This is a genomic window from Pseudomonas indica NBRC 103045, assembly GCF_002091635.1.
Taxonomy (GTDB): Bacteria; Pseudomonadota; Gammaproteobacteria; order Pseudomonadales; family Pseudomonadaceae; genus Pseudomonas_M; species Pseudomonas_M indica.
On record NZ_BDAC01000001.1, the window covers coordinates 526,834 to 551,956 of the forward strand.

Genomic DNA, 25,123 nt, shown 5'->3' on the forward strand with positions numbered 1-25,123 from the left:
TGCAGGGGAACTCTTGATCGCCGTCAACAAATTCGCTTGGGCACCATGGCGCGGCGCTCCTGCTTACCATGGGGGACGTATCGCGCTAACCAATCCGACCTAGAGCCGGAAATATTTCCAGTAACCACCAGGCAAAGTCAGTCAATTGGCCGGTCACCATGGCGACTCCCATGAGGATCAGGACGACGCCAGCGCTGAGATGGATGGCCCGACTCCAACGACGAAGACGTTTCAGGTGGGCAAGGAAATGGTTGGTGAACCAGGCCGTCAGCAGGAATGGGAGACCTAGACCGAGCGAGTAAATCGACAGCAGGGCGACGCCACTGGCACCGGTACGGCCGGTGGCGGCGCTCAGCGTCAGAATGCTGCCCAGGATAGGACCGATGCAGGGCGTCCAACCGAAGGCAAACGCCACGCCCAAGACATAAGCGGCCAGCGGCCCTCCGCTGGACTTGAGTTGGTGAACGAAGCGCACGTCCATATTCAGCCAGCGCGGATTGATCAAACCAGTGATAAACAGGCCGAAGGCAATCACGATGACGCCGCCAATCAGGTTGGTTTCCTGCCGATAGGCGATCAGCAATTGGCTAATGGCAGTGGCACTGGCCCCCAGCGCAATGAAGATGGTGGAAAAGCCCAGCACGAAGCTCAGGCTCATGCCGATCACTGCGAGCCGCTCCCGGCGGCTTTCCAGCACCTGCAACTCATCCACCGAGCGACCGGCAATGAAGGACATGTAGCCGGGAACCAAGGGCAGCACGCAGGGAGACAAGAACGAGATCATGCCCGCCGCAAACGCACTCAGGATGCCGATGTCACTTAGGCTCATCGCGGACTATTTCCTCGATGGGGAAGCCATTACCTCTTGCACAAACTCAATGACCTCCGGACTGTCCCACTCGGCCGCACCGGCTTTACGGCCGAGCTCTCGTCCCTCGCGATCCAGCAGCAAGGTGACCGGCAAGCCGAAGGCGCCGAGGCTTTGGATGGCTTGCATGTGCTCATCGAGGTAGATCGCGAGGTGCTGGATACCGATCTCCCGGTAAAAGTCCCGCACCACCGGCAATCCGCCTTGATCGAGCGAGAGCGCCACCACCTGGAAGTCGTTACCGCCCAGCTTTGCCTGCAGGCGATCCAAGGTCGGCATTTCCTGACGGCAAGGGACGCACCAAGTGGCCCACAGGTTGAGCAGAACCACTTTGCCGCGGAAGTCAGCCAGGCTGAGCGGCTTCCCTTCGCCATCGACGAAACTGACCGCATCCAACGGTTTGGGCTCAGGCCAGATGATCAACCCCGCCCGAGTGCCGTTTTCCGTTGATGGCTCGGCGCCGAAGGAAAGACGAGCCCCAACCATCGGCAAGAGAAGGCACAGCAGCAGCCCGCAGGCTCGTAGATGCCAAGGCAATCCCGTGCTACCTGAGACCAGGTAAATGGAGCAGGGAGACGCGCTGGTCATGGCACACCTCACGAGCAACTGTCGTTTTGAACTGCCGAATCGGCGCTGGCTGGCCGCAATCACCGAGGAAGCAAGGCTGCTATTGGGACTATAGCAGTGCCGACCCGCCATTCATCTGGCCCCTTGCCATTCCTCGACGCGGACCTCTTTAATCGGCGTCTCAGGCAAAGGAGGCTGATATGGCACTGTTGGATGAGATTGTCGGCTGGGCCGGCGGGTTGAGACCGTGGCAGCAAGAAGCACTGCGTCGCATCTTTGCGCGACCAGAGCTTTCTCAGGCTGACGTGGATGCCATCTTGCAGCTGGTTCGCGAGCAGGAAGGCGATGGCACGGCGCCCGCGGAGTTGAGACCTTTCACCGTGGACGACGTCCCGGGTGCCGGTAGTGGCGCCACGGTGCGGTTGGTGGGGCTATCCGGTCTCGATCAGGTCAACGGTTTCCCGTCCGGCCGCTCCTTTGATTTGGCACCGGAGGGCATGACCATCTTGTTTGGTCACAATGGTGCCGGTAAATCCGGTTATGCCCGGGTTCTGAAGAATGCATGCAAGGCCCGGCATCGGGTGGAAGTACTGCCTAATGCGCTCGATCCAGCGCCTGGGCCACCCTCTGCAGACTTCGCCATTCTGGTGGACGGGGAGTTGGATACTGCACGCTGGGTGCAAAATAGTCCGGCCCATCCTCACCTCAGTTCTGTCTCGGTGTACGACGTTGCCTGTGCCAACGACTACATCGATGCCGAAGGCGTTCCCGCCTTTCAACCCTACGGGTTGCCACATCTGACCCGTCTGGTCGCCCTACAGCGCGACCTCCAGGCCCGTATCAACACCGAGCGTGGTGCGCTTGCGCTGGACGCCCGGCAATTCGAACCGTTGAAAGGAAACACCGACGTCGGCCGTTTCATTGCCGACCTAGGAGACAGTTCCGACCTGACTACGCTCGCTCGGTTGGGTACGCTCAGTGAAGCGGAAGCACAGCGGCTCATATTTCTCAAACAGACGCTGCTAGAAACTGATCCAGGGCCCAAGGCGCTGGCCCTGGAGCGTCTGGCCACTCGCTTGGACCAAGCACAGCAGCGGGCAACAATTGCACAACGCTGGGTGAACGATCGGGCCATCACGCGTGCGAAAGAGCTGCTCGATGCCGAGAAGACAGCGAACTTCGCCATGACCCTGGCCCAAGCCAGGCTTCAGGGCACCGCCGCGCAGCCCGGAGAACCCGCTTCGCAAGTGTCGGCGCCCGCCGCCCCCTTACTGGAGGGAACGGGGAATGCCCTGTGGCAAACCCTGTTCCGCGCCGCCGAGGCGTTTTCACAGCAGTCGGCGTACCCGGACCACCCGTTTCCACACCTCGATGCCGACGCGCACTGCGTACTCTGCCAGCAGCCTTATTCGACCGATGCCGCCGAGCGCATGCGTCGTTTTGCAGCCTTCGTCGCGGATAGCGCAACGGCCGAAGCCCAGGCTGCGCACAGCGCGCGGCTGGAGGCGCTTGGCCGGGTGAAAGCAGTTGATCTCAGCGTGCTGGACGAGCCAACGCTGGCTGACGTGGGGGAGCGCCTGCCCGAGCTGCATGCCGCGATAACGCAAGCGGCGGCGGTGTGGGCAACGCGGCATGCCTGGGTGACTCAGGTGTTGGAGTCCGGCAATTGGGCCGCCGATGCCGAGGAACTGCCTCCCGAGACCAACTTGGATCAGTCTTTCGCAGCCAACGCTGCCGCGCTGCGAGCCGACGCTACCACCTTACGGACGTCGGCCAATCCTGCAATACGTCAGGCATTGGTAGGAGAACTGGCGGAGCTGGAGGCGCGGCAGCTTCTTACTGGACACCGCGCCGCGATTGAGCGCTTTATTCAGGACAGCCAGACTAACCAGAAACTGAGTCGATGCCATACCGCCCTTAACCCACAGGCAGTGTCGCGCAAGCTGACAACACTCGCCACGACGCATGTCACCGATGCCCTGGCGACCGCTATGAATGCCGAGCTGAAAGCCTTGGGCTATCGGCGCCGGGTGCAACCCGAACTGACCGGTCGTACGGACCTCGGCCTGACCAAGGTCACGCTTCGACTCAGCGACATCGCCCTGAAGGCCTCGAAGGTGCTTTCTGAAGGTGAGCAACGGGCCATGGGATTGGCCATGTTCCTCGCCGAGCTCGAATCGCAGGCCCATACATCCACGGTCGTCTTTGACGACCCCTCCACCTCACTGGACCACGTTTACCGTCGCGCCATTGCCAGGCGCCTGGTCGCGATGGCAGCCACGCGCCAGGTACTGGTGTTCACCCACGATGCCGTGTTCTTGACTGAACTCGCCATGGCCCTCCAGCAGGCTGATCGCCCCGCCAGTTACAAGACCATCAGTTGGGATGAAGCGCCAGGGCTAGTGAGCGATGGGCTGGCCTGGGCCACGATGGACACCAAGGCCCGCTTGAATGATCTGCGGGCGCGCACAAAGGCGCTGAACGCCGATCTAAGTGAGTACCCGGCTGATGAGATCGAGCGCCAGATCTCAGCCGGCTATACCAGCTTGAGAGGAACGATCGAGCGGGCGATTCGTGAGGTTTTCCTGAACAACACGGTCCAGCCTTTCAGCGACGTCGTCAGCGTGGATTCGTTCGGTGCTGTCGTTGGGCACCCTCAGGACGAGTGGGAGGCGCTGCAGGCGGCCTATGCGCGGGCCTGCGAGGCGACCGAGGCCCACGATACCCCCGGGGAGCGCCAACTCCCGCTGCCACCGCGCGAGGACCTGCTCCACGACATCGCCTTGGTCATTGATCTGGTTGACCGTGCGACGGCACGTCGTAAGGCCTACGAGACTCAGCGCAACGAACGGACAGCTCAACGCAAGAAGGTTTTCGGCGGCTAGTCCTTCCCAGCACTCAAGCCGATCGCTGTTTAGGGCTCGGCTTGAGCCAACCCGCCTATCGGTTGTGGATCTGCGCCCCGATCAGAGCAGGCGAGGCAACTGCACGTGGTTGAGCACTACTGGGAGCAATTAGGCGAGACCCGGTTGTGCGGCGCGGCCCAGAGGTAGCAGACCTGGTCTTGCTGAGTGATGGTTTCATAAAGCCACGCACGTACTACCTGCTCAGCCCCTGGGCGCCTAACTCGGAATTATGCGGCTTTATGCGGAAATTCATAATTTATGGAAAGACCATCTCGCCCGAAGGTACGAACCCTCATCTTCTTCCGTCTGCGCGCCATCTCGATGTGAGCGCGCTTGAGCGAAAACCTAAAAGAGCGCCAACAGCTGATGGTGATAACGCTGTGAAAAGCTGACTTGGTAGGTCGGTGTGGAGTCCGAACTACCCAACGACAAGTCCGGGGCCGCACTCGTACGCACTGGATGCTCAGCGCCATGGTTGTGCAGGTTACTCAGGTGGAAACTGACAACCGTTTCACCAGTGGCCTCACCAGCGACCGGAGCAGTCGAGAGCACCCGGCTTAAAAGGGCTAAATCCTCTGGTAAATCATCGGCCACTCGCTGGGAGAATCCCTCGAGTGTTGACTCTGCTAGAACGAATAACCAAGCCTGATCATCGCATGTGCCCGTGCGCCGCAGCACACGCCCCAATACCTGCCGATAGTGCAGCTCCGTGCGAATGCGGCTGAGGTAGCAACAGACTTGTAAACGAGGAATGTCCGTCCCTTCACTGATCATCCCTACTGCAACGATCCAGCGGGATTTGCCGCTCCGGAATTCGTTTATCAGGTGCTGGGCACGTGCATCTCTGTTGGTAACAATGCGGCAAGACTCCCCCTTGGCTTCAAGTGCAAAAGCCACCTGGTGGGCGTGCTCGACGTCGGTGGCAACTACTAGTCCGGCTGCATCCGGCTTGATCGCCCGGAGCTCATCGAGCTTGGCAATCCCAAGACCGAGCATTTGATTGATCATATCGGGATGGCGAAGAAGCTCCTCGTACGAGACCGGCGACTCGTTCAGCAGCTGGTCGATACTAGGAAAGAGCCTGACCGCGCTGTCATCTTCTAGCTCTTCTGTCAGCTTCACCGCGTGGTTATCCAGCAGCACGATTCGAGGCGAGCGGCAGACATTGTCCGCGATAGCCTCTTCCAACCCGTACCGATAATCACAGATCAATCGACCCTCCGGCTCTGAGTAACGAGCCAGCGCAATGCCCTTGTCGTCGGAACGCCACGGCGTGCCCGAGAGTGCCAAGGTAAATGCTGCACGGTCCTGTATTTTCTGGATGATCTGCTGCCCCCAGGCATTGCTCAGCAGGGGATCATGGCCGGCGCAGTGGTGAATCTCATCGAACACAGCCAACACACGATAGTCGTCCAGGAGCGACCAGAACGCCTCTGCCTGATACTCCATCGCCTGATAAGTGCAAGCGTCGCCGATGGCGCCGATGAGGCCATCAAGTCGCTTGCCTAACACTCTCGAAAAGGTGGACCGAAACCCTTCGACGACTTGGCACGAAGGGGCAAAACAGAGGACCAGATCAATCTCGCCCTGTTGGAGCAAGCAGTTGGCCAGTTCTGCTGCCATCCACGTCTTTCCAGCGCCGGGTGTCGCTTGGCAGAAGAAGTGTGGCGTCGTGACATAGTGGTCCAGCGCCGTCGTAATGCATCGACGCTGCCAGTCTCTCAATGACGCCTTCATTGCTTTGGCACAAATGTCTTGAGCGTCTTCTCGACAGCGCGAAGATGCCCCAGCAGGCGAGAGCTGCGATCCCGTGCGTCAAGATAGTCACCCTCCACCCGATCCTTGAGGTGCGGCATTTCGTCGAGGAGTTGCTTATAGCGCTCCGTTTCGCCCATTGAAGTCAGAAAGTCGAGCCGTATCTCCTTCAACAGCGATTCCAGATGCTCCAAGACATCGAGGTCTGAGGTTGGTGGAACCCCATGACCGATGTCCTCAGCCTGCTGCTGCAACGGCTTGTCCTCCGGCTTGGAAGTGCTCCCGAATCCGTTGTCGACGAGGTCAAGATTCAAGCCTTCAGGGACTGGCAGCAGGTGATAAACCTGTCCCCGCCTGCGCCGATCGGCGTCCTGAGTGATCCACCCAACTCGCAGCATGCGCCGAATCTGCTCATACACGTACCGCCGCACCTCGCTGAGGTTGAAGCTTGTTCCCGGAAGACAGTTGGCATAGGCATCGCGCAGGTCACGGGTTGTGAATTGCACATATCTCTCCTGCTGCAGCAGGTCGTACAGCCGCCTGTCGAAGATGAACGATTCCGATTTCATGCGGGTACCTGGAGCGGGTGTCGCGGAGCAGCTAAAAATACGGATTATAGTCCGTGGCCGATGCGTCCGCAAACGCAGGATATTGCCGCCTCAGGGGAATCGAGGCGGCCATGGGTCAGCTTGCGAACGCATTGGGCAAGAACATCCGAGCACAGAGGAAGGCCAAGGGGCTTTCTCAGGATGCCTTGGCGTTGGCCTGCAAAATCGACCGAAGCTACATGGGGCGAATTGAGCGCGGTGAAGTTAACCTCACCGTGGAGAAGTTGTATTCCATAGCCGGTGTCCTGCAGTGTGAGCCAGGATTTCTGCTGCCCCCAGTATCCATTGGCCTCGATTGACGACCCGACATGGATCAAGAACGGCTCAACAAACTTCTTCCCTTTGGTGCTTAGACCCAACTGTGAGTACTGCACTCATCCAGCCAAAATTGGGGAGAGGGCCCACTTAAACTGAGCATTGAGCCGAAGCCCTCAGCCCCGCATCTGGCATGTGAACAAAGGCATTGCTGGTCGGCTGACACTCGTAAAACCCAAGCAGTGCAATCCGGAATCCCCTATTCACTAGGTTTCCTTCGAAGGGAGTTTGACCACCGCGCCACCTTTGGTGGGTTTGCGGAAAACCGGACTCTCATCTAAAAACTCCGCTGGATCAATGTTCTTGCGTCGAGCAATCATTGAGGCGTAAAGGACCCTTTCACGCTCCCTATTCAACTGCTTCGTCAGTTCCTCGACCTGCGCCTTGAGTGCTTCGATTTGGTGCTCTCGCTCACGATCCTTCGCTGCTTTTAGCGATATTTCCTGATCGAAATGTTTTTCGCCTCGGGCATAACTTTTGACCACCTCCTTGATGCGCTGGAACTCCTTTTCGAATTCCTTGTTCCGCCACAAAGTAGGTTTAGAGACACCACACTTCTCGGTAATGAACTTCCAACTGAAAAATGAAGGAGATATCAGCTGTCTTTCGAACTGTTGGAGGATGGAAAAGGCCTTGTCCCATTGGTCAGCAGGAATAGTCACAATCAAGCCGCTCCACACTGAAACACGCAATCATTTGGAATCGAGCCCTCAAGCCTAAAGGGCTGGTAGTCCTTACTCTGCTCAACCTGGCCGTCAGTAAGCACAATCTCGGAGCGATCCAATATATAGGATGCGTTCCTGTAAACTGTCATTTGATGTTCGATATGCATTTCAACAGACTCAACTGGCACATCCGGTCTATTCAATACTTCGAAAAGCCTTGCAAGTTCGATTTCTGCCCGACTTCGCTCTGATTCAATCTGCTTGACTTGAACTGGATCAGAAAGATCCACAACAAACTCCCTGCATCCCTTGCCAGAATTACCAGTTAGACACTTAAGATGAAATTCACAAGGCCTCAAATTTAGATCACGAAAACAATGTCCGAGCGGACCGTAATGTACGGTTTGCAGCATAGCATTCAAAAAATGCTGCACATCCTCAGCGGGGACATTATTTTCAGACCAATTCTTTACCTTATTTGCCAAATCTCCAATAAAACGGGACTGCTCAGACAGCATCAATTCACTAACTTTCGTGGCGCGCTCTTTTGCCGTCTGATGGTCGTAGTGGTCGCCTTGGCCATCAGTCCTTCCCATCCACTTATTCACAATGCTTGCAGCCAAGCCCGCCCGGAAAAGTGAATTCGTTTGCCAATGTCGCCCCTTATGAGTCTGGAACGTCTTTAAAATCTCTTTATCAGCACTAACACCGTAGCGAATGAATGCTGACTGCCCCTCCCTAGCTGGCTTTATTGCATACAGGACAGAAAAGTAACCAAGAACACATGGGATATGCTCGTTATATACACCCCCAAGATTGCTCGGCACAACGAACAAATAGTCAGATACTCTCTGGTTGATGCCAAGCGCGGCCGAGCTGATCTCTATTCCTTCAGCCAAAAGCTCGTCTCGAATCTCCTGGATCAGCTCAGAGCTAACTTTAGTGTTGACCGAAACGAAAGCACTTACGACTGCATCCTTAATACTAGCCTGTTCAATTAAAAAACCAGATACGGCACGGTATTTTAGACCCGAACTGACAGCCGAAGGCTTGTAGAAATGTTGCCGACCTTCGGAAATCCGTAGAAACGAGTAATAACTGCTTGAGCTCCCTGCGGCAATGGAAGTCATAGTTTTCCGGTTAAATAACTCGGGATAGAGCTCCTCAGCATCATTTACCGGAATATGAGTTTCGGCATCATAACCGCCGCCAACAATAGTGCGCATCGCCGCCACTGCGTCGGCATAACTTAGATAGACGACTCTTCTGCCATACGGGCAAGATTCGCCCGTGAACGCAAAAGCCTCCACCGAAGGCATGTTCTTAAACTTTAGCCTCCCATCAAGCGCGCAGGTATCTTTTGAGCGACTATTTTCAGGCTTGCGTTCATGGAGTATCTCAAAGAACTCATCATAAAATAGCACGCTACGCCTAAGCTCGACCAAGCGGGCTATACGATCCTTGACATCACGCCCCCGCACATAGTGGGCACGCTTTACTTTTCCGAGGGGTTTAGAAACTACATTGAAGCCATTGTTAACGTAGAATTTAAGGAGTGTTTGAGCGTCAGAACCTGTGGACGCGAAAGGCAAGTATTCACCGAGCTTCTTAAGCTCTATGAGTTCGTTATCAGGTAGATGCTTCAGAACACGCAATCGGCTTTCGGCTGCGGAAACATTAGACTCCACAGCTTGAGAAAGACGATCCAGGGCTGACGCAACTCTAAGCCCGATGGTCTCTATCCTTGCCAAGAAGCGATCATCTAAGTTTCCTGCAAAAGATCCATCCTCAATGCTCATAGCCCGCTTTCTGAAGGGCTCGCAAATGGCATCAATCCTGTCCACTGCATCGCGCAATGCGGCTCTCCAGATGGTCGGTACGTACCTAGCCACTGGCTCAGATCCTTTTTCCGTCCACACCCGGCAATACATCTCACCGTTCATTGAAATCAGGCAGTTCTTAGGTAACCGCAGAACTTCTCCGATCCTTAAACCCAAACCATACTGAAATGCCTGAGTCAAAACCGCAAGCATATCCATTTGTGCTCGAAAGCTACCATCCCATTGCTCCTGTACTGCCCATTTCAAAGAGATGATTGCTTTCACTAACTCAGGAAGTGGCAATTTACGCTCAAGCGCGACACGCCCATACTGATCCTTTTCCTGAAGATCTTTCGTACCTATAAGATCAAAGTTTTGAACTATTAAGGAAGACTCAAAGAGAAACTTAATAAATATATTTAACGAGCGACATACCCCGGCCGGCGACTTGTAATGCGACCGAAGAAAGCCAAACGTTTTCATGTAGGACGACTGACTCAGGCCTTGAAGATTGACAGCACCCTGCGCAACCATGTACTTAAGCGCTGAAGCCAGGTCAGTGACGCGCCCAGCAGTGATCTGCTTGCTTTCAGATCTTCTATCCCAAAGATATGAAACCAGAAATACCTTATTTAGTAGAATTAACTCAGAATTGAGCTCGCCACGAGCTAGCAAATATATTTTATGCCGGCCTTTATAAAGCCAAACTGAATCCCCCCAGCACTCCCCCTTAAAGCAACTAAGCTTGGTAAAGCGCTTCTCCGCGATCAGAGCAAGTCCCTTCAGCTTTAATCGTAGTTCTTCATGCAAAATGTCCTTAACCGCTATATTTTGCATTCAGATTTCCTTGACATTAATCAGCACAACGTCATGCCCTTCGGAGTAGGCGATTGCAGCGCGACAGCCGGCTATCGCCTGATCAATAACCGAAACGACATTAGCAGTACTCACCGTCAGCAGATGACTCTTCCGGGCAACCAAACCTTCCAGCGCACTTTCATGAGCTGCAGTGTTCTCGTTTGGGCAAAACCTATCGCATGAATAGCAAGCCACAGCCGGCTCTTCGAAACAGATTGAGCGAGATGCACACTTCCCAATTACATTAAAGTTTATTGGCTCACAGACCTGGCTATAGATATTGCCTTCGAGGTCACCCTCTCTCATCCAAGCCGCTGTGAATTGCTTCTGCTCAACGCGACTCAGTGTGGCATTCTCTAGAATCTCCCACATCTCGTGAGTGAATCTGAAGTAGTGCTTAATACTATTCGTATCGTTATGATCAAGTAAATCGGCCAGCTCTTCTGGTGTACAGCCCGACATTACTGCTTGCGTACCCACGGTATAGCGAAACCTGTATGCACATAAATTGAATCGCTTACCGGTACGAGGAGAAAATGGGAGCCTATGCTCATTTCCCCACAGCATATAATTTATTCTACAGATTGACTTGTGATACAGCACAGCCCGTTTCGATTGATCCGAAAAGTAGTCGCTTGACAACCGTTCTACATCATCCCAATAGTGGCTACCTAAGGAGTTTCCATCTCTTTCGAGGTCCACAGGCTTGGACGTCATGAAAATTGGAAGCTCTGCCGGGTCGACTCCATCCAGAGTTGGGGCTGAATCTATGTAAGCCTGGATAAGTTTTGTTGTTCTTTCTGTGAGTATTCGTGAGCTAAATTGGGTTCGCCTATCACGTGATTTTTGCTTCACGCGTGGGACATTTAGATACCAAATGCCCGACTTTTTGTCCCTAATAAAATCCTTTCGTCTCAACAGAGAAATTTGGATCGGCCTCAGACCAAAACATAAACACAGATCCAAGACCAAACGAAAACCCAGCGGAAGTGATTGCCTGTCCACCTGGGCCGATAGCACGGATACTTCCTCTCTGGTAAACGGACCTCTATCTTCGTCCATCACAAAGAGAGCTAGGTAGGTATTTTGCTTAGACGCATAGTTGCGTAGTTTTTGAAAGTCCTCATATACCTCAAGCGCTAGACCTTCATAGCCATGAAGCAATACAAACCTCAAAAATTCCTTGCACGCAGTAATATGCTCGGCCTTATCTCTACCCTCTTGGACAGGAAGGCTATCCAAGAACTGATTGATGTGTATGCCCTTTGACATTTCACGGGCAAACACCTCAAGAAACTTAAACTTCAGTCGCACAGTTGAAGCGTGATATCGCTCAATGATATAGCGAAGATAACTCGCAGCAATCTCCCTCAATTCAAAATCCATTAGATTAAGATACTGGGACTTGAGGTACACGAAATCACTGGTATCATCCGGCAGTTTTATTACTTGACGAAAGAAGCCATGATCATCAAACAACTCAATGTCATATCCCAGACGACTTTTGATGAATGTGGCGTCATTCCATAAACCTTGCAGTTCACCGGGGGCGGTCAGCGATAGTTGACTCTGGGTGGATTCCATTTAATTGACCGCCAGCTGCTGAAGAGCTTCCTGTTGAAGCAAGATTTGTAACTCAGAAACTTTTGATTGTATTGATCCTTTCGCATAATGCTCAGGCATATCACTATTTCTAGCCCAACCTCCTGCTGCCTCTTGGATGGGAGCCTTCATCACTTTACGACTTAGACCACTCGAATTCTTAAACTTCTTATCCAGCGCGCAATTCAAAAGATCATGAAAAGTATTTCGCAAACGATGCGGACTTAACAGGCCAGAAAACTCTGGGTGCTGCTGAATTAGTTCATTAAGAATTGAATTTGGTGTTTGCACTGAAAGAGGTCGCCCATCTCGATATGACAAGAACAAATAGCTTGTTGACTGCCAACCGATAAATTCTTTTCTGACATTCACAATGTAATGCTCGACCAGCGCAGCGAATTTATCATGCAATTCCACTTGCCTACCGAGTGTCTTGACGGAGGGAGACTCTGCCCGGGGATAATCAACAACGTCCCTACTTTTGAAGATGTCGAAATATTTTCGACGCCCGGTCAATTGAAAGTCATTTAGTTTCAATAGCAAGGTTTCACCCTTGCGATTTCCGCCTAACATCAAAAGAAGTAGGAGGATATAGTTCCTCCATCTGACCTTATAAGTCTTCCAGGGGTTCAATCCATTGTTGTCGCTCGGATCAATAATGGCGATGAATTTCGCTTGGAGTTCTGGAGTAAGGCCAATCTTGTCTTTCCTGTCGCCTCTATAGGGCGCCTTCATATACAACTTGAAACCCGCAGCCATCCGCTCATACAAGCGCTTAGCAATTTTCAGTTGCTCTAGGTTTCGGGCGCACCGGCCCTCATAGAACAACCATAGGTAGTCTATGAATTTTTTTGCGCAACGCATGCGTGCACTGTACCAATTGGGATCTACTCGCTCGCCCGTCTGTTGTGCTAAGCCGCAGTAAGATGAGAGGGACTCGATCTCCCCAATTGTAAGAGGGCTAAGACCAGCAATGCGCTGTATTAAATCTATTTTCTGAGTTTCGCAGAACCGATAAAGGATCAGAATGGCGCTCTGATCAATTCTTATTGTGTTTGGCTTCGAACCATTATCGAATCGCTGCAAGGCATATGCGCCTGCAAATGCATCAACTTGGTTATCTGCAGTTACTAACTTGAGTTTAAGGCCGCCCAACTTTTCGAATACGACGGTTGTGAGCGAATAGACTGAATCCTTCAAATGAAACACCGTGCTTTTTTGCGAGCGCGGCAGCCTATAACCCGGCCGAGAGAGCGTCAATAATGAAACGCGCCCTTTTCAATACGATCACTTTTCCTTTTGATAGAAAAATGAAACACTGTTTCATGATTTTTGATTTAGCCAGAAAGCAGAAAGCCCCGATTTACGGGGCCTTCCAGAACTTATCCACAGAAAATGAAACGATCTACGTTTAATTTACCGCTTCTTTCAGCGACTTCCCCGGCTTGAAAGCCACGGTGTTGCTGGCCTTGATCTTGACCGGCTGACCGGTTTGCGGGTTCTTGCCGGTGCGGGCGCCACGATGACGCTGCACGAAGGTTCCGAAGCCGACCAGGGTCACGCTGTCCTTGCGGTTCAGCGCGCTGGTGATTTCTTCGAGAACGGCGTTGAGAACGCGGTTGGCTTGATCCTTGGTCAAATCGGCCTTCTCGGCGATAGCGGCGGCGAGTTCCGGTTTACGCATAAATGCCTCTTTTTACGGTTTTGTTGTTGTTGTTGCCGTGCTGTTCTGCCCCGAACAGCGCCCTAGATACCGCGACGGCTCTGCGCCGCGGCAGACTGAGGGAGGATGGCACGCCGCTGGCACCTGCGCCAGTCTTGTCAGACAGTTTGTAAGGCCAAAATGATGACTCAACCGACAGAACAGGAGACATTTACGCCAACAGTGGCGGAAGCTCCTTATTCAGCGCCAGTTTTTCCTGCACCGCCGTACCGGTCAGCGCATAGCCAAGCAGACGCCCCTCGGCATCCCGGCAGAGTACCTTGAGGTCGGCGCCGGAGCCCTCCACCGTCCACTCCCCTTCCATGCCGCGTGGCGGCGGCGATACCACCAGCGGGCAGACCGGCGTTTTCACCGTTACCGGCATCGGCCCGTAGCTCACCGCCGTCGGGTTGCCGGCCAGGGTCTGCGCCAGGGCGCGGGCGCAGGTCATCAGCGGCATCACGTAGAGCAGGTTGAGGCCATCCACCTCGGCGCAGTCGCCGAGGGCATGGATGTTCTCGTGGGACGTGCGCAGATAACGGTCCACCATCACCCCACGGTTGACCGCCAGGCCGGCGGCCGCCGCCAGCTCGATGCGCGGGCGCAGGCCGACGGCGGAGAGCACCAGATCGCAGGCGATGCGGGTGCCGTCGGACAGGTGCGCATCCAGGCTGCCGTCGTCCAGGCGATTCAGGCTGGCCAGGGTCGGACCGAGGTGGAAGCGCGCGCCGAGGCTTTCCAGCCCGGCCTGGACCGCCGCGGCGGCGGCCGGGTGCAACAGCGCCGGCATCACCTGCTCGCAGGGTGCCACCAGTTCCACCTGATAACCGGCGACGCTGAGGTCGTTGGCGTATTCGCAGCCGATCAGGCCGGCACCAAGCAACAGCACGCGCCGCTTGCCCGTGGCCGCGGCACGGAACCGGGCGTAGTCCTCGAGATCGTTGATCGGGTAGATCGCATCCAGGGCCTCGCCGGCCACCGGCACGCGGATGGTCTCGGCTCCCCAGGCCAGCACCAGGTCGCGGTAGGGCACCGCCTCCTCGCCGATCCAGATGCGCTTGTGCCCCGGATCGATCCCGGTGATGCGGGTATGGGTGCGGATTTCGGCGTTCAACTGCTCGGCCATGGCGCCGGGTTCGGCCATGGTCAGGCCGTCGGCATCCTTGTTCTTGCCGAAGCCGGTGGACAGCATCGGCTTGGAGTAGGAGCGGCCATCGTCGGCGCTGATCAGCAGCAGGGGCGTATCGCTGTCCAGCTTGCGGAACTCCTTGGCCAGGTTGTAGCCGGCCAGGCCGGTACCGACGATCACGACGGGTGCACGCATATCCACTCCTGTTTGTTGTTCTGCGAAACGGCGCGACGGCCAGGGGCCGTCGCGGTCAAGGAAATGAGTCAGGCCGGTGGCCTTTCAGGAAATCTCGATCATCTCGAAGTCGATCTTGCCCACCCCGCAATCCGGGCAGACCCAATCCGGCGGGATGTCTTCCCAGCGGGTACCGGGCGCGATGCCCTCTTCCGGCAGGCCTTCGGCCTCGTCGTAGATGAAGCCGCACACCACGCATTGCCATTTGCGCATAGGTACATATGCCTCTTTGCAGCGATCGCCTGACCCTACCCCAAATCCGCCATTATCGCCAAGGCATGGGCCTGCAGGCCCGACGGAGGTACGGGTCCGCGCGGATATCCGGAAATGTGAACGAATCGCAACCGCCACGCCTTCGCCCTGCCCACGGAACGCCGGGGATCACTTACACTCCAAGGCACTCTAGCCGCCCGGATGGCGGTGGGAGCGGTGCAACGGCCGGTGACCTGTCACCGGGGTGACTGCCACCAGGGCGGCGTTTCCGCACCCTGCCAGGGCTGCCGACCGGCTCGCTGCAGCGCGTATTTCCCGAGCAGTCATAGCGAGGCCCGCATGCCCCTTCGACAGAGTCAGAACACCCGCCGCGCCATCGCCGAGGCGATCGTCAGCATGGATGAACACTGGGTAGCCCTGTTCGGCGAACTCGGCATCGGCGATTCCTGCTACAGCGACCTGCTGGTCAACATGTGGCTGCGCCGCAGCGAATCCTTGCGCAAGACCGATCTCTACCCCTTCATGCCCGGCATCAGCCGGCGCACCGCCGTGAAATACGTGCAGGAAATGATCGACGTCGGCCTGCTGGACGAGAGCGGCACCGAGGACGACAAACGCGTCCGCCACGTAACCCTCACCCCGATCCTGTCCCGCCGCCTGGAGCGCTACTTCGACCAGGTGTACGCCCTGTTCGAGGCCATCGAACCGACGGATTGAGCGGCCCAAACGCCTGATTTCCATTCCAACGAGGGATGGCTTTTCGTAGGAGCCAGCTCTGCTGGCGAAGCTTTTGCGCGGCCCCCAATCGCGAGCAGAGCTCGCTCCTACTGAAGAAACAAAAACGGCGGCCATCGGCCGCCGTTTCGCAATCCATCGCCGTATCAGGCGATTTCGATCATTTCGAAATCGGCCTTGCCCACGCCGCAGTCCGGGCACAGCCATTCTTCCGGCACGTCTTCCCAGCGCGTTCCGGCCTGGATGCCCTCGTCGGGCCAGCCCAGGCTCTCGTCGTAGATCAGGCCGCAGACCACACATTGCCACTTCTTCATAACTAACCTCGGTGAATCCCCAACGGGCTTGCGCGGGCAACCTATACCAATTCGCCCGCGCTCGCCAAGCCGCCGTCCGGCGGAAGCCGGCCAACCAAAGACTGGCGGACTCTCAGAACCTGTTTACGATCTCGCGAGCTAGAGCCATGCAAGGCAAAAACCGACGAGGACGCGCTGGGGTCGCATTCGACTTTACGAGCTGTAAATGAGCAGTCCGAGTCGGTTTTTAACGCAGCAGGGCCGACGCGCAGCAGATCGTAAACAGGTTCTCAGGGGTTCGCCGCCACCAATGGGTCGCTGATCCCCAGACCATACAGCGCCAGCATGGTCAGGCTGCCGGCGAGGATCAGGTAGTAGAGGGTCGGCAGAATGGTCTTGCGCAGGGTGATGCCCTCTCTACCGAGCATGCCCACGGTGGCCGAGGCTGCGACCACATTGTGGATGGCGATCATGTTGCCCGCCGCCGCGCCCACCGATTGCGCCGCCACCAGCATGGCGCCGGAGACGCTGAGCAGCGTCGCGGTGTTGAACTGGAACTGCGCGAGCATCAGGTTGGACACCGTGTTGGAGCCGGCGATGAAGGCCCCGAGGGCACCCACCGATGGGGCGAAGAACGGATAGACCGCGCCCACGCTGTCCGCCACCAGCTTGGCCATGGCCACCGGCATCGACACCAGGTCGGCGCCGTTCACCCCCGAGTTGATCAGGATGCGCACCATGGGGATGGTGAAGATCAGCACGAAGCCCGCGCCGAGCAGGGTGCGGCTGGATTCGCTGACCGCCGCCCGGAGTTCGGCGAAGCGCATGCGATGCAGGAAGTAGGTCAGCAGCACGACGATGCAGAGGATGCCGCCGGGCAGGTAGATCGGCTCCAGCGTGCCGGAGATACCGATCTCGCCGAGGATGTCCTTCCAGCCGAAGCTGAATGCCATCAGCGTCGCCTTGACCTCGGGGAAAGCGCGGGTGATCACCAGCAGCAGCGCCAGGATGAGGTACGGTGCCCAGGCCATGGGCACGGAAATCGGTGCCTTGCCGGCCACTTCGTCGAGCTTCATCTGGATGCTGCCCATCCACTCCGCCGGCCAGTCCTTCGGGTCGGCGAAATCCCACTGTTCGCGGGGCAGCAGGAAGCCGGCCTTGGCCGCCGGCACCACGATGGCCAGGCCGACCAGGGCACCGATCATGGAGGGGAATTCCGGGCCGAGGAACACGCCCGCCGCCATGTAGGGCACGACGAAGCTGACGCCGGTGAAGATCGCGAAGGGCGCGATGGCCAGGCCCTCCTTCCACGATTGGTTCTTGCCGAAGAAGCGCACCATCACCATGACCATCACCAGCGGCATGAGGATGCCGCACAGGCCATGGGTGATCGCCACCCGCGAGGTGATGAGCTGGAAGAAAGTGTCCCAGTCGCTGCCGACGCTGATCAGCTGGGCGCTGAGGCCGGTCTTGTCCAGGCCGGCGCCGACGCCCACCAGGATCGGTGTGCCCACCGCACCGAAGGATACCGGGGTGGACTGCACCATCATGCCCACCACCACGGCCGCCAGGGCCGGGAAGCCCAGCGCCACCATCAGCGGCGCGGCCACCGCCGCCGGGGTGCCGAAGCCGGAAGCGCCTTCGATGAAGCAGCCGAACAGCCAGGCGACGATCAGCGCCTGCACCCGGCGGTCCGGGCTGATGCCGGAGAAGCCGCGCCGGATCGCACTGATGCCGCCGGAATGCTTGAGGGTGTTGAGCAGCAGGATCGCGCCGAAGATGATCCAGAGGATCGCCGCCGTGAGGATCAACCCTTGCAGGCTGGAGGCGATCACCCGGGTCAGCGACATGTCCCAGGCGAACAGGCCGATGGCCGCGGTGAGCAGGAAGACCACCGGCATCGCGTACTTGGCCGGCCAGCGGAAGCCGACCAGCAGCACGCCGGCCAGCACCAGTGGCGAGAAGGCCAGGAGAGAGAGCAGCGTCTGATTCATGTTGGGTCCCTTGTTGTTGTTGTGAACCACTTTCCCCGGGGATGCCCCGGTGCCACGCACGGGAACGCACCGGCGGTCACCGGCCGCTCCAGAAGCGCCGGTGCGGGGATCGACCCACGCCGGCGCCAATGCTCGAAAGCCCCGGAACACTTGCGTGAGCGGGGCGCGATCTATCTAACCGTTGCCTTCACCCCCGGGCCTTGAAGCGTTGCCGCCACTGGTGCAGCAGCGGCTCGGTGTAGCCGCTGGGCTGTTCGCGGCCCTTGAAGATCAGGTCGCAGGCCGCCTGGAACGCGGCAGAACCGGCATAGTCCGCGGCCATCGGGCGGTAGGCCGGATCGCCTTCGTTCTGCCGGTCGACCACCTTGGCCATGCGCTCCAGGGTTTCGCGCACCGCCGCCTCGCTGACCACGCCGTGGTGCAGCCAGTTGGCGATGTGCTGGCTGGAGATGCGCAGGGTGGCGCGGTCTTCCATCAGGCCGATGTTGTGGATGTCCGGTACCTTGGAGCAGCCGACGCCCTGTTCGACCCAGCGCACCACGTAGCCGAGGATGCCCTGGCAGTTGTTGTCCAGCTCTTCCTGGATTTCCTGCGGGCTCCAGTGCCGCTGGGCCACCACCGGCACACTGAGCAGGCCCTTGAGCAGCGCGTCGCGCTCGGCGGCCGGATCGACGGCCTCCAGCTCACGCTGGGCCGCCTGCACATCGACCTGGTGGTAATGCAGGGCATGCAGGGTAGCGGCGGTGGGCGACGGTACCCAGGCGGTGTTAGCGCCCGCGCGGGGGTGGGCGATCTTCTGTTCGAGCATGGCCGCCATCAGGTCCGGCATGGCCCACATACCCTTGCCGATCTGCGCCTTGCCGCGCAGCCCGCAGGCCAACCCGACCAACACGTTGTTGCGCTCGTAGGCCTGGATCCAGGCGCTGTTCTTCATGTCGCCCTTGCGCAGCATCGGACCGGCTTCCATGGCGCTGTGCATCTCGTCGCCGGTGCGGTCGAGGAAACCGGTGTTGATGAACACCACCCGCGCCGAAGCGGCGGCGATGCACGCCTGGAGGTTGATGCTGGTGCGCCGTTCCTCGTCCATGATGCCCATCTTCAGGGTGTGGCGCGGCAGGCCGAGCAGGTCTTCGACGCGGCCGAACAGTTCGTCGGCGAAGGCCACTTCGGCGGGACCGTGCATCTTCGGCTTGACGATATAGACACTGCCGGTGCGCGAGTTGCCGCGGCGTTGCAGGTCATGCAGGGCGATCAGGCTGGTCAGCACGCCATCGAGGATGCCTTCGGGGATTTCCCGGCCGTCGCCGTCGCGGATCGCCGGGTTGGTCATCAGGTGGCCGACGTTGCGCACGAACAGCAGCGAGCGGCCATGCAGAGTCAGCGGCGCGCCGTCGGCACCGGTGTAGGTGCGGTCCGGGTTGAGCCGGCGGGTGATGCGTCGACCGCCCTTGTCCAGCTCTCCCACCAGATCGCCGCGCATCAGGCCCAGCCAGTTGCGGTAGACCAGCACCTTGTCCTCGGCATCGACGGCGGCCACCGAGTCTTCGCAGTCCATGATGGTGGTCAGCGCAGACTCCAGCAGCAGATCCTTCACGCCGGCGGCGTCGGTCCGGCCGATGGGGCTGGCCGGGTCGATCTGGATCTCGATGTGCAGGCCGTTGTTCTTCAGCAGCACGGCCACGGGCTGGGCGGCATCGCCCTGGTGGCCGACGAACTTCTCCGGCTGGGCGAGGCCGGTGCGGCTGCCGTTGTTCAGGGCGACCTGCAGGCGTCCGTCCACCACCGTGTAAGCCGTGGCATCGGCATGGCTGCCATCGGCCAGGGGTGCAGCCTGGTCGAGGAAGGCACGGGCGAAGGCGATCACCTTGGCGCCGCGTACTTCGTTGTAGCCCGGCCCTTTCTGCGCACCGCCCTCTTCGCCGATGGCGTCGGTGCCATAGAGCGCGTCGTACAGCGAGCCCCAGCGGGCGTTGGCGGCGTTCAACGCGTAGCGCGCGTTCATCACCGGCACCACCAGCTGCGGCCCGGCCTGTTCGGTGATCTCGCGGTCGACGTTGGCGGTGCGGACCTGCACCGAAGCGGGCGTTGGCAGCAAGTAGCCGATGGATTCGAGGAAGGCACGATAGGCCGGCATGTCGGCGATCGGCCCCGGATGTTCGCGATGCCAGGTATCCAGCTCGGCCTGCAGGCGGTCGCGCTCCAGCAGCAATTGACGGTTCTTCGGCGCCAGGTCGTGGACCAGGGCGTCGAAGCCCTGCCAGAAGTTCTCCGGGTCCAGGCCGGAACCCGGCAGGGCTTCATCCTCGATGAAGCGCAGCAGGTTGGCGGCGATGTGCAGGCGGTGGCGTTGCAAGCGTTCGGTCATTTCAGCTCTCCGGTAAGGTGAAGGTCGGCGAAGAGGCGGTCAGAGCACCGCCGTTCCCGCTTTCGCCACCTGGGCGTCCTGTTCGGCTTTGACACCGGAAACGCCGACCGCGCCGATCACCTGGCCGTCGACCCTGATCGGCACGCCGCCTTCCAGCGAGGTCAGCAGCGGCGCGGAGAGAAAGGCGCTGCGCCCGCCGTTGACCATCTCTTCGTAGCCTTTCGATTCGCGCCGGCCGAGGGCGGCGGTGCGCGCCTTCTCGGTGGCGATGTAGGCACCGATCGGCGCGCAGCCGTCGAGGCGCTCCAGGGCCAGCGGATGGCCGCCGTCATCGACCACGGCGATGGCCACGGCCCACTGGTTGCGCTCGGCCTCGGCCCGCGCGGCGGCGAGGATTCGGCTGACTTCCTGCTGGGTCAGGACGGCTTTGCTGTACATGCGGTCTCCTTCTTCATCGTTCGATCTGCCGGGGTTCGTTGCCGACATGCTTTCGGGATTGGCGATACGTTGGCTCATCCCATCGCCTCGTCCACCAGCTCGATCCAGTGCCGCACCGGCGTCCGGCCCGCGCCGTCGAGGTGGGTCTGGCAGCCGATGTTGGCGGTGGCGATCACGTCCGGGTGGCCGCTTTCCAGGGCGTTGAGCTTGTTGTCGCGCAACTGCCGCGACAGCTCGGGCTGGGTGATCGAGTAGGTGCCGGCCGAACCGCAGCAGAGGTGCGCATCGGGTACCTCGGTCAGGTGGAAGCCGAGGCGGCGCAGCACGTCCTCCACCGCACCGCCCAGCTTCTGGGCATGCTGCAGGGTGCAGGGGCAGTGGAAGGCCAGGCGCAGGTCGCCGTGCGCGCCGAGGCGCTCCAACGGCTCGGCGCGCAACACTTCCACCAGGTCCTTGGCCAGGGCGCTGACCCGCGCCGCCTTGGCCGCATAGGCCGGGTCGCTGGCGAGCAGGTGGCCGTAATCCTTGACGAAGGCACCGCAGCCGCTGGCGGTCTGCACGATGGCTTCGGCACCGGCTTCGATGGCCGGCCACCAAGCGTCGATGTTGCGCCGCGCCCGTTCGAGGCCGGCGTCCTGGGCATTCAGGTGATAGTCCACCGCCCCGCAGCAGCCGGCTTCCCGTGCCGGCGTGACGGCGATGCCGAGACGGTCGAGCACGCGGGCGGTGGCGGCGTTGGTGTTCGGTGACAGACCCGGCTGCACGCAGCCTTCCAGCATCAGCACGCGGCGCGGATGGTCCGTCTGCGGCCTCGACCGCGCCGACTTCACCGCACGCGGCAGCTTGGCCTTGAGTGCTTCCGGCAACAGCGGGCGAAACGCTTGGCCGGTGCGTAACAACGTCGTGAACAGGGTCGGATTCGGCACGATCCGGCGCAGCCCCTCGCGCAGGACCCGTTCGCCCAGCGACCGGGGCACGCGCGCTTCGACGTAGGCGCGGCCGATGTCCAGCAGGTTGTGGTACTGCACGCCGGAGGGGCAGGTGGTCTCGCAGTTGCGGCAGGTGAGACAGCGGTCCAGGTGCGCCTGGGTGCTCTCGCTGATATCGCCGCCTTCCAGCGCCTGCTTGATCAGGTAGATGCGCCCGCGTGGGCCGTCCAGCTCGTCGCCCAGCACCTGGTAGGTCGGGCAGGTGGCATTGCAGAAGCCGCAATGCACGCAACTGCGCAGGATGCGCTCGGCCTCGTCGGCGCGCGGCAGTCGCTTGGCGTGTTCACTCAGGTTGGTTTGCATGACTCGACCTCAGACCCGCGTACATCCGCCCGGGGTTGAAGATTCCCAGCGGGTCGAGTTGTGCCTTGAGCTGGCGGTGATAACGCAGCAGCGTCGGCGAAAGGGGGTGGAGCGGGCTGGCGGCCCGGCCGGGAGTGAAGCAACTGGCATGGCCGCCGACCTCGGCGACGATGGCGCGGATGACGTCAGCCTCGGCCTCGGACTTCAGCCAGCGCTGGGCGCCGCCCCAGTCGATCAATTGCGTACCGGGCAGCGTCAGCGCCGGCGTGTGGTTGGGCAGCGACAGCCGCCACAACGGGCGCGGGCCGCGGAAGAAGTCCAGGCGCTGCTCGCGCAGGTCGTGCCAGTAGCTGTCGTCCAGGTCCTCGCCGCCCAGGCGTTCGCGGGCGGCGGCCACCGAGCCTTCGCCGCCTTCCAAGCGCAGGTGCAGTGCCTGGCCGTCATGGCTGGCGGCGGTGATCGGGATCGGCTGCTGGCCCCACTCGGCCAGCTTGAGCAGGGCGCGCTCGACGTCCAGCTCCAGGCGCAGGCTCAGGCGGCGGCGCGGCTTGGGCAGCACCTTGAGGGAGACTTCGGTGATCACGCCGAGGCAGCCGAAGCTGCCGGCCATCAGCCGCGACAAGTCGTAGCCGGCGACGTTCTTCATCACTTCGCCACCGAAGCGCAGATGCTTGCCCTGGCCAGTGATGAGCCGGGTGCCGAGAACGAAATCGCGCACTGCGCCGTACCAGGGCCGGCGCGGGCCGGACAGCCCGGCAGCGACCATCCCGCCCACCGTGGCGTCCCCGAAGTGCGGCGGCTCGCAGCCGAGCAACTGGCCCTGGGCGTCCAGCGCCGCTTCCAGCTCGGCCAGGGGCGTACCGGCGCGGACGGTGATCACCAGCTCGGTGGGGTCGTAGGTGACGATGCCCCGGTGGGCGCGCAGGTCGAGTGTCTCGCCGGCCGTCTCGAGACCGAGGAAAGCCTTGCTGTCGCCACCGCGAATGCGCAGCGGCGTGCGCGTGGCCAGGGCGCGGTTGACCTGTTCCAGCAGGGCTTCACTGGTGTCTTGGGCAGTCATCAGAAACGCTCCAGGTCGGGGAACGGCAACTGGCCGTGGTGGACGTGCATGGCGCCGAATTCGGCGCAGCGGTGCAGGGTCGGGATGTTCTTGCCGGGGTTGAGCAGGCCGGTGGCGTCGAAGGCCGCCTTCACCGCGTGGAAGGTGGTCAGCTCGTCGGCGTTGAACTGGGCGCACATCTGGTTGATCTTCTCGCGGCCGACGCCGTGCTCGCCGGTGATGCTGCCGCCCACCTTCACGCAGAGTTCGAGGATCTTGCCGCCGAGGGCCTCGGCGCGTTCCAGTTCGCCGGGCTGGTTGGCATCGAAGAGGATCAGCGGGTGCATGTTGCCGTCGCCGGCGTGGAACACGTTGGCCACGCGCAGGCCGTACTCGGCGGACAGCTCGGCGATGCCGCGCAGCACGCCGGGCAGCTCGCGGCGCGGGATGGTGCCGTCCATGCAGTAGTAGTCCGGGGAGATGCGCCCCACTGCCGGGAAGGCGTTCTTGCGTCCGGCCCAGAAGCGCACCCGCTCGGCCTCGTCGCGGGCCAGCCGCACCTCGGTGGCGCCGGCCGCTTCCAAGACCTGGCGCACCCGCTCGCAATCGTCGTGGACGTCGGCCTCCACGCCGTCCAGCTCGCAGAGCAGGATGGCTTCGGCCTCCACCGGGTAGCCGGCATGGATGAAGTCCTCGGCGGCGCGGATCGCCAGGTTGTCCATCATCTCCAGGCCGCCGGGGATGATGCCAGCGGCGATGATATCGCCCACCGCGCGGCCAGCCTTTTCCACCGAATCGAAGCTGGCCAGCAGCACCTTCGCCACCTGCGGCTTGGGCAGCAGCTTGACGGTGACCTCGGTGACCACGCCGAGCATGCCTTCGGAACCGGTGAACAGCGCCAGCAGGTCGAAGCCGGGGCTGTCCAGGGCATCGGAGCCGAGGGTCAGGCGCTCGCCCTCGACGGTGACGATTTCCACGCTGAGCAGGTTGTGCACGGTCAGGCCGTATTTCAGGCAATGCACGCCCCCGGCGTTCTCCGCCACGTTGCCGCCGATGGAGCAGGCGATCTGCGAGGACGGGTCGGGAGCGTAATAAAGGCCATGGGGCGCGGCGGCCTGGGAGATCGCCAGGTTACGCACGCCGGGCTGGACCCGCGCGAGGCGGGCCTCCGGGTTCACGTCGAGAATCCGGTTGAAGCGCGCCATCACCAGCAGCACGCCCTGCTCCAGCGGCAGCGCCCCGCCGGACAGGCCAGTGCCTGCGCCACGGGCAACCACCGGGACCTTGCGCCGGTGGCAGAGCTTGAGAATCGCCTCCACCTCTTCCACATGACGCGGCAGCAGCACCAGCATGGGAGTCGTGCGGTAGGCGGACAGGCCGTCGCACTCGTAGGGCTTGAGGTCTTCCCGGCGGTGCAGGATTTCCAGGTCGGGCAGATGCTGCTGCAGTTCGGCAAGCAGCACCGCCTTGTCGACCTTGGGCAGCGCGCCGTCGACGCGCTCGTCGTACAGGATGCTCATGGCAGGCTCGCTCGGATCGTTGTTGTTGTGCGCGCCACGACAGCCGCATGGCACGGGATGGCCGGCATGATTAGTCCGCACCGGTCACTCCGTCCACGACGCGGCGCACTGGTCCGACCAGTTCTTTCGGGTCGCGTTTTCCGCCGTTCCGACGAAAGCCACATGGCATTGGGTATTGAGCGGGGTAAAGTGGCGTCTCGCGAAC

At 59.8% G+C, this 25,123-nt stretch carries 21 protein-coding genes; 3 read left to right on the plus strand and 18 right to left on the minus strand.

The features are described 5' to 3' along the window. Positions 1 to 85: 85 nt before the first annotated feature. On the minus strand, positions 86 to 829 hold the full coding sequence (locus PIN01S_RS02400) for a cytochrome c biogenesis CcdA family protein (RefSeq protein WP_084333496.1): 744 nt from the start codon (positions 827 to 829) through the stop codon (positions 86 to 88). A gap of 6 nt (positions 830 to 835) precedes the next feature. Next, positions 836 to 1,456: a TlpA family protein disulfide reductase gene (locus tag PIN01S_RS02405; protein ID WP_226283065.1), complete on the minus strand. Its 621-nt coding sequence runs from the start codon at positions 1,454 to 1,456 to the stop codon at positions 836 to 838. 179 nt (positions 1,457 to 1,635) lie between these two features. Here PIN01S_RS02405 and PIN01S_RS02410 point away from each other — a divergent pair, with 179 nt between their 5' ends. After that, positions 1,636 to 4,320, plus strand: coding sequence for an AAA family ATPase (locus PIN01S_RS02410; protein WP_084333500.1), 2,685 nt, complete (start codon positions 1,636 to 1,638; stop codon positions 4,318 to 4,320). A 366-nt stretch (positions 4,321 to 4,686) separates the two neighbouring features. On the opposite strand, the gene PIN01S_RS02415 is transcribed toward PIN01S_RS02410, so the two are convergent. Both PIN01S_RS02415 and PIN01S_RS02420 read right to left on the minus strand, forming a co-directional pair. Further along, entirely contained in the window at positions 4,687 to 6,078 is a 1,392-nt protein-coding gene (locus PIN01S_RS02415) for a DEAD/DEAH box helicase (protein ID WP_084333502.1), read from the minus strand. Beyond that, positions 6,075 to 6,665 carry a VspR family transcription factor gene (locus PIN01S_RS02420; protein WP_084333504.1) on the minus strand — a complete coding sequence of 197 codons (591 nt, stop codon included), beginning with the start codon at positions 6,663 to 6,665 and terminating at the stop codon, positions 6,075 to 6,077. Before PIN01S_RS02420 ends, PIN01S_RS02415 begins: the two co-directional genes overlap by 4 nt. A gap of 110 nt (positions 6,666 to 6,775) precedes the next feature. Here PIN01S_RS02420 and PIN01S_RS02425 point away from each other — a divergent pair, with 110 nt between their 5' ends. Then, on the plus strand, positions 6,776 to 7,003 hold the full coding sequence (locus tag PIN01S_RS02425; RefSeq protein ID WP_084333506.1) for a helix-turn-helix domain-containing protein: 228 nt from the start codon (positions 6,776 to 6,778) through the stop codon (positions 7,001 to 7,003). 222 nt (positions 7,004 to 7,225) lie between these two features. Here PIN01S_RS02425 and PIN01S_RS02430 read toward each other — a convergent pair whose 3' ends face one another. The 7 genes from PIN01S_RS02430 to PIN01S_RS02460 all read right to left on the minus strand — a co-directional run bounded on the left by PIN01S_RS02430 (position 7,226) and on the right by PIN01S_RS02460 (position 15,242). Next, positions 7,226 to 7,681 (minus strand): hypothetical protein, encoded by a 456-nt coding sequence (locus PIN01S_RS02430; RefSeq protein WP_084333508.1) that lies wholly within the window; start codon positions 7,679 to 7,681, stop codon positions 7,226 to 7,228. A 2-nt stretch (positions 7,682 to 7,683) separates the two neighbouring features. Further along, positions 7,684 to 10,341: a hypothetical protein gene (locus tag PIN01S_RS26185; protein ID WP_090257069.1), complete on the minus strand. Its 2,658-nt coding sequence runs from the start codon at positions 10,339 to 10,341 to the stop codon at positions 7,684 to 7,686. Continuing rightward, the gene (locus PIN01S_RS02440; RefSeq protein WP_084333510.1) at positions 10,342 to 11,946 is read right to left on the minus strand and encodes a site-specific integrase; all 1,605 of its coding nucleotides are present in this window, start codon (positions 11,944 to 11,946) and stop codon (positions 10,342 to 10,344) included. It abuts the gene before it with no gap. Beyond that, positions 11,947 to 13,164, minus strand: a complete 1,218-nt coding sequence (locus PIN01S_RS02445; protein ID WP_126896125.1) for a tyrosine-type recombinase/integrase — start codon at positions 13,162 to 13,164, stop codon at positions 11,947 to 11,949. Positions 13,165 to 13,375: 211 nt separating this feature from the next. Continuing rightward, positions 13,376 to 13,648, minus strand: a complete 273-nt coding sequence (locus PIN01S_RS02450; protein ID WP_084333514.1) for an HU family DNA-binding protein — start codon at positions 13,646 to 13,648, stop codon at positions 13,376 to 13,378. Positions 13,649 to 13,838: 190 nt separating this feature from the next. Further along, positions 13,839 to 14,996, minus strand: a complete 1,158-nt coding sequence (locus PIN01S_RS02455; RefSeq protein WP_170837169.1) for an NAD(P)/FAD-dependent oxidoreductase — start codon at positions 14,994 to 14,996, stop codon at positions 13,839 to 13,841. Between the two features lie 78 nt (positions 14,997 to 15,074). Beyond that, on the minus strand, positions 15,075 to 15,242 hold the full coding sequence (locus PIN01S_RS02460) for a rubredoxin (RefSeq protein ID WP_084333517.1): 168 nt from the start codon (positions 15,240 to 15,242) through the stop codon (positions 15,075 to 15,077). A gap of 339 nt (positions 15,243 to 15,581) precedes the next feature. Here PIN01S_RS02460 and PIN01S_RS02465 point away from each other — a divergent pair, with 339 nt between their 5' ends. After that, the gene (locus PIN01S_RS02465; protein ID WP_084333519.1) at positions 15,582 to 15,959 is read left to right on the plus strand and encodes a hypothetical protein; all 378 of its coding nucleotides are present in this window, start codon (positions 15,582 to 15,584) and stop codon (positions 15,957 to 15,959) included. Positions 15,960 to 16,123: 164 nt separating this feature from the next. Here the strand turns inward: PIN01S_RS02465 and PIN01S_RS02470 are convergent, their stop codons facing one another. The 7 genes from PIN01S_RS02470 to glcD form a co-directional block, all read right to left on the minus strand. Continuing rightward, positions 16,124 to 16,291 (minus strand): rubredoxin, encoded by a 168-nt coding sequence (locus tag PIN01S_RS02470; RefSeq protein ID WP_084333521.1) that lies wholly within the window; start codon positions 16,289 to 16,291, stop codon positions 16,124 to 16,126. A 269-nt stretch (positions 16,292 to 16,560) separates the two neighbouring features. Then, positions 16,561 to 18,264, minus strand: a complete 1,704-nt coding sequence (locus tag PIN01S_RS02475; protein WP_084333523.1) for an L-lactate permease — start codon at positions 18,262 to 18,264, stop codon at positions 16,561 to 16,563. Between the two features lie 187 nt (positions 18,265 to 18,451). Beyond that, positions 18,452 to 20,629: a malate synthase G gene (locus tag PIN01S_RS02480; protein ID WP_084333525.1), complete on the minus strand. Its 2,178-nt coding sequence runs from the start codon at positions 20,627 to 20,629 to the stop codon at positions 18,452 to 18,454. Between the two features lie 39 nt (positions 20,630 to 20,668). Beyond that, positions 20,669 to 21,067 carry a heme-binding protein gene (locus PIN01S_RS02485; RefSeq protein ID WP_084333527.1) on the minus strand — a complete coding sequence of 133 codons (399 nt, stop codon included), beginning with the start codon at positions 21,065 to 21,067 and terminating at the stop codon, positions 20,669 to 20,671. Positions 21,068 to 21,141: 74 nt separating this feature from the next. After that, positions 21,142 to 22,359: a glycolate oxidase subunit GlcF gene (gene glcF, locus PIN01S_RS02490; RefSeq protein WP_084333529.1), complete on the minus strand. Its 1,218-nt coding sequence runs from the start codon at positions 22,357 to 22,359 to the stop codon at positions 21,142 to 21,144. Next, the gene (glcE, locus tag PIN01S_RS02495; protein ID WP_084333531.1) at positions 22,340 to 23,419 is read right to left on the minus strand and encodes a glycolate oxidase subunit GlcE; all 1,080 of its coding nucleotides are present in this window, start codon (positions 23,417 to 23,419) and stop codon (positions 22,340 to 22,342) included. Before glcE ends, glcF begins: the two co-directional genes overlap by 20 nt. Continuing rightward, positions 23,419 to 24,918 carry a glycolate oxidase subunit GlcD gene (gene glcD, locus PIN01S_RS02500; RefSeq protein ID WP_084333533.1) on the minus strand — a complete coding sequence of 500 codons (1,500 nt, stop codon included), beginning with the start codon at positions 24,916 to 24,918 and terminating at the stop codon, positions 23,419 to 23,421. The genes glcE and glcD overlap by 1 nt, the downstream gene beginning before the upstream one ends. Positions 24,919 to 25,123 lie beyond the last annotated feature (205 nt).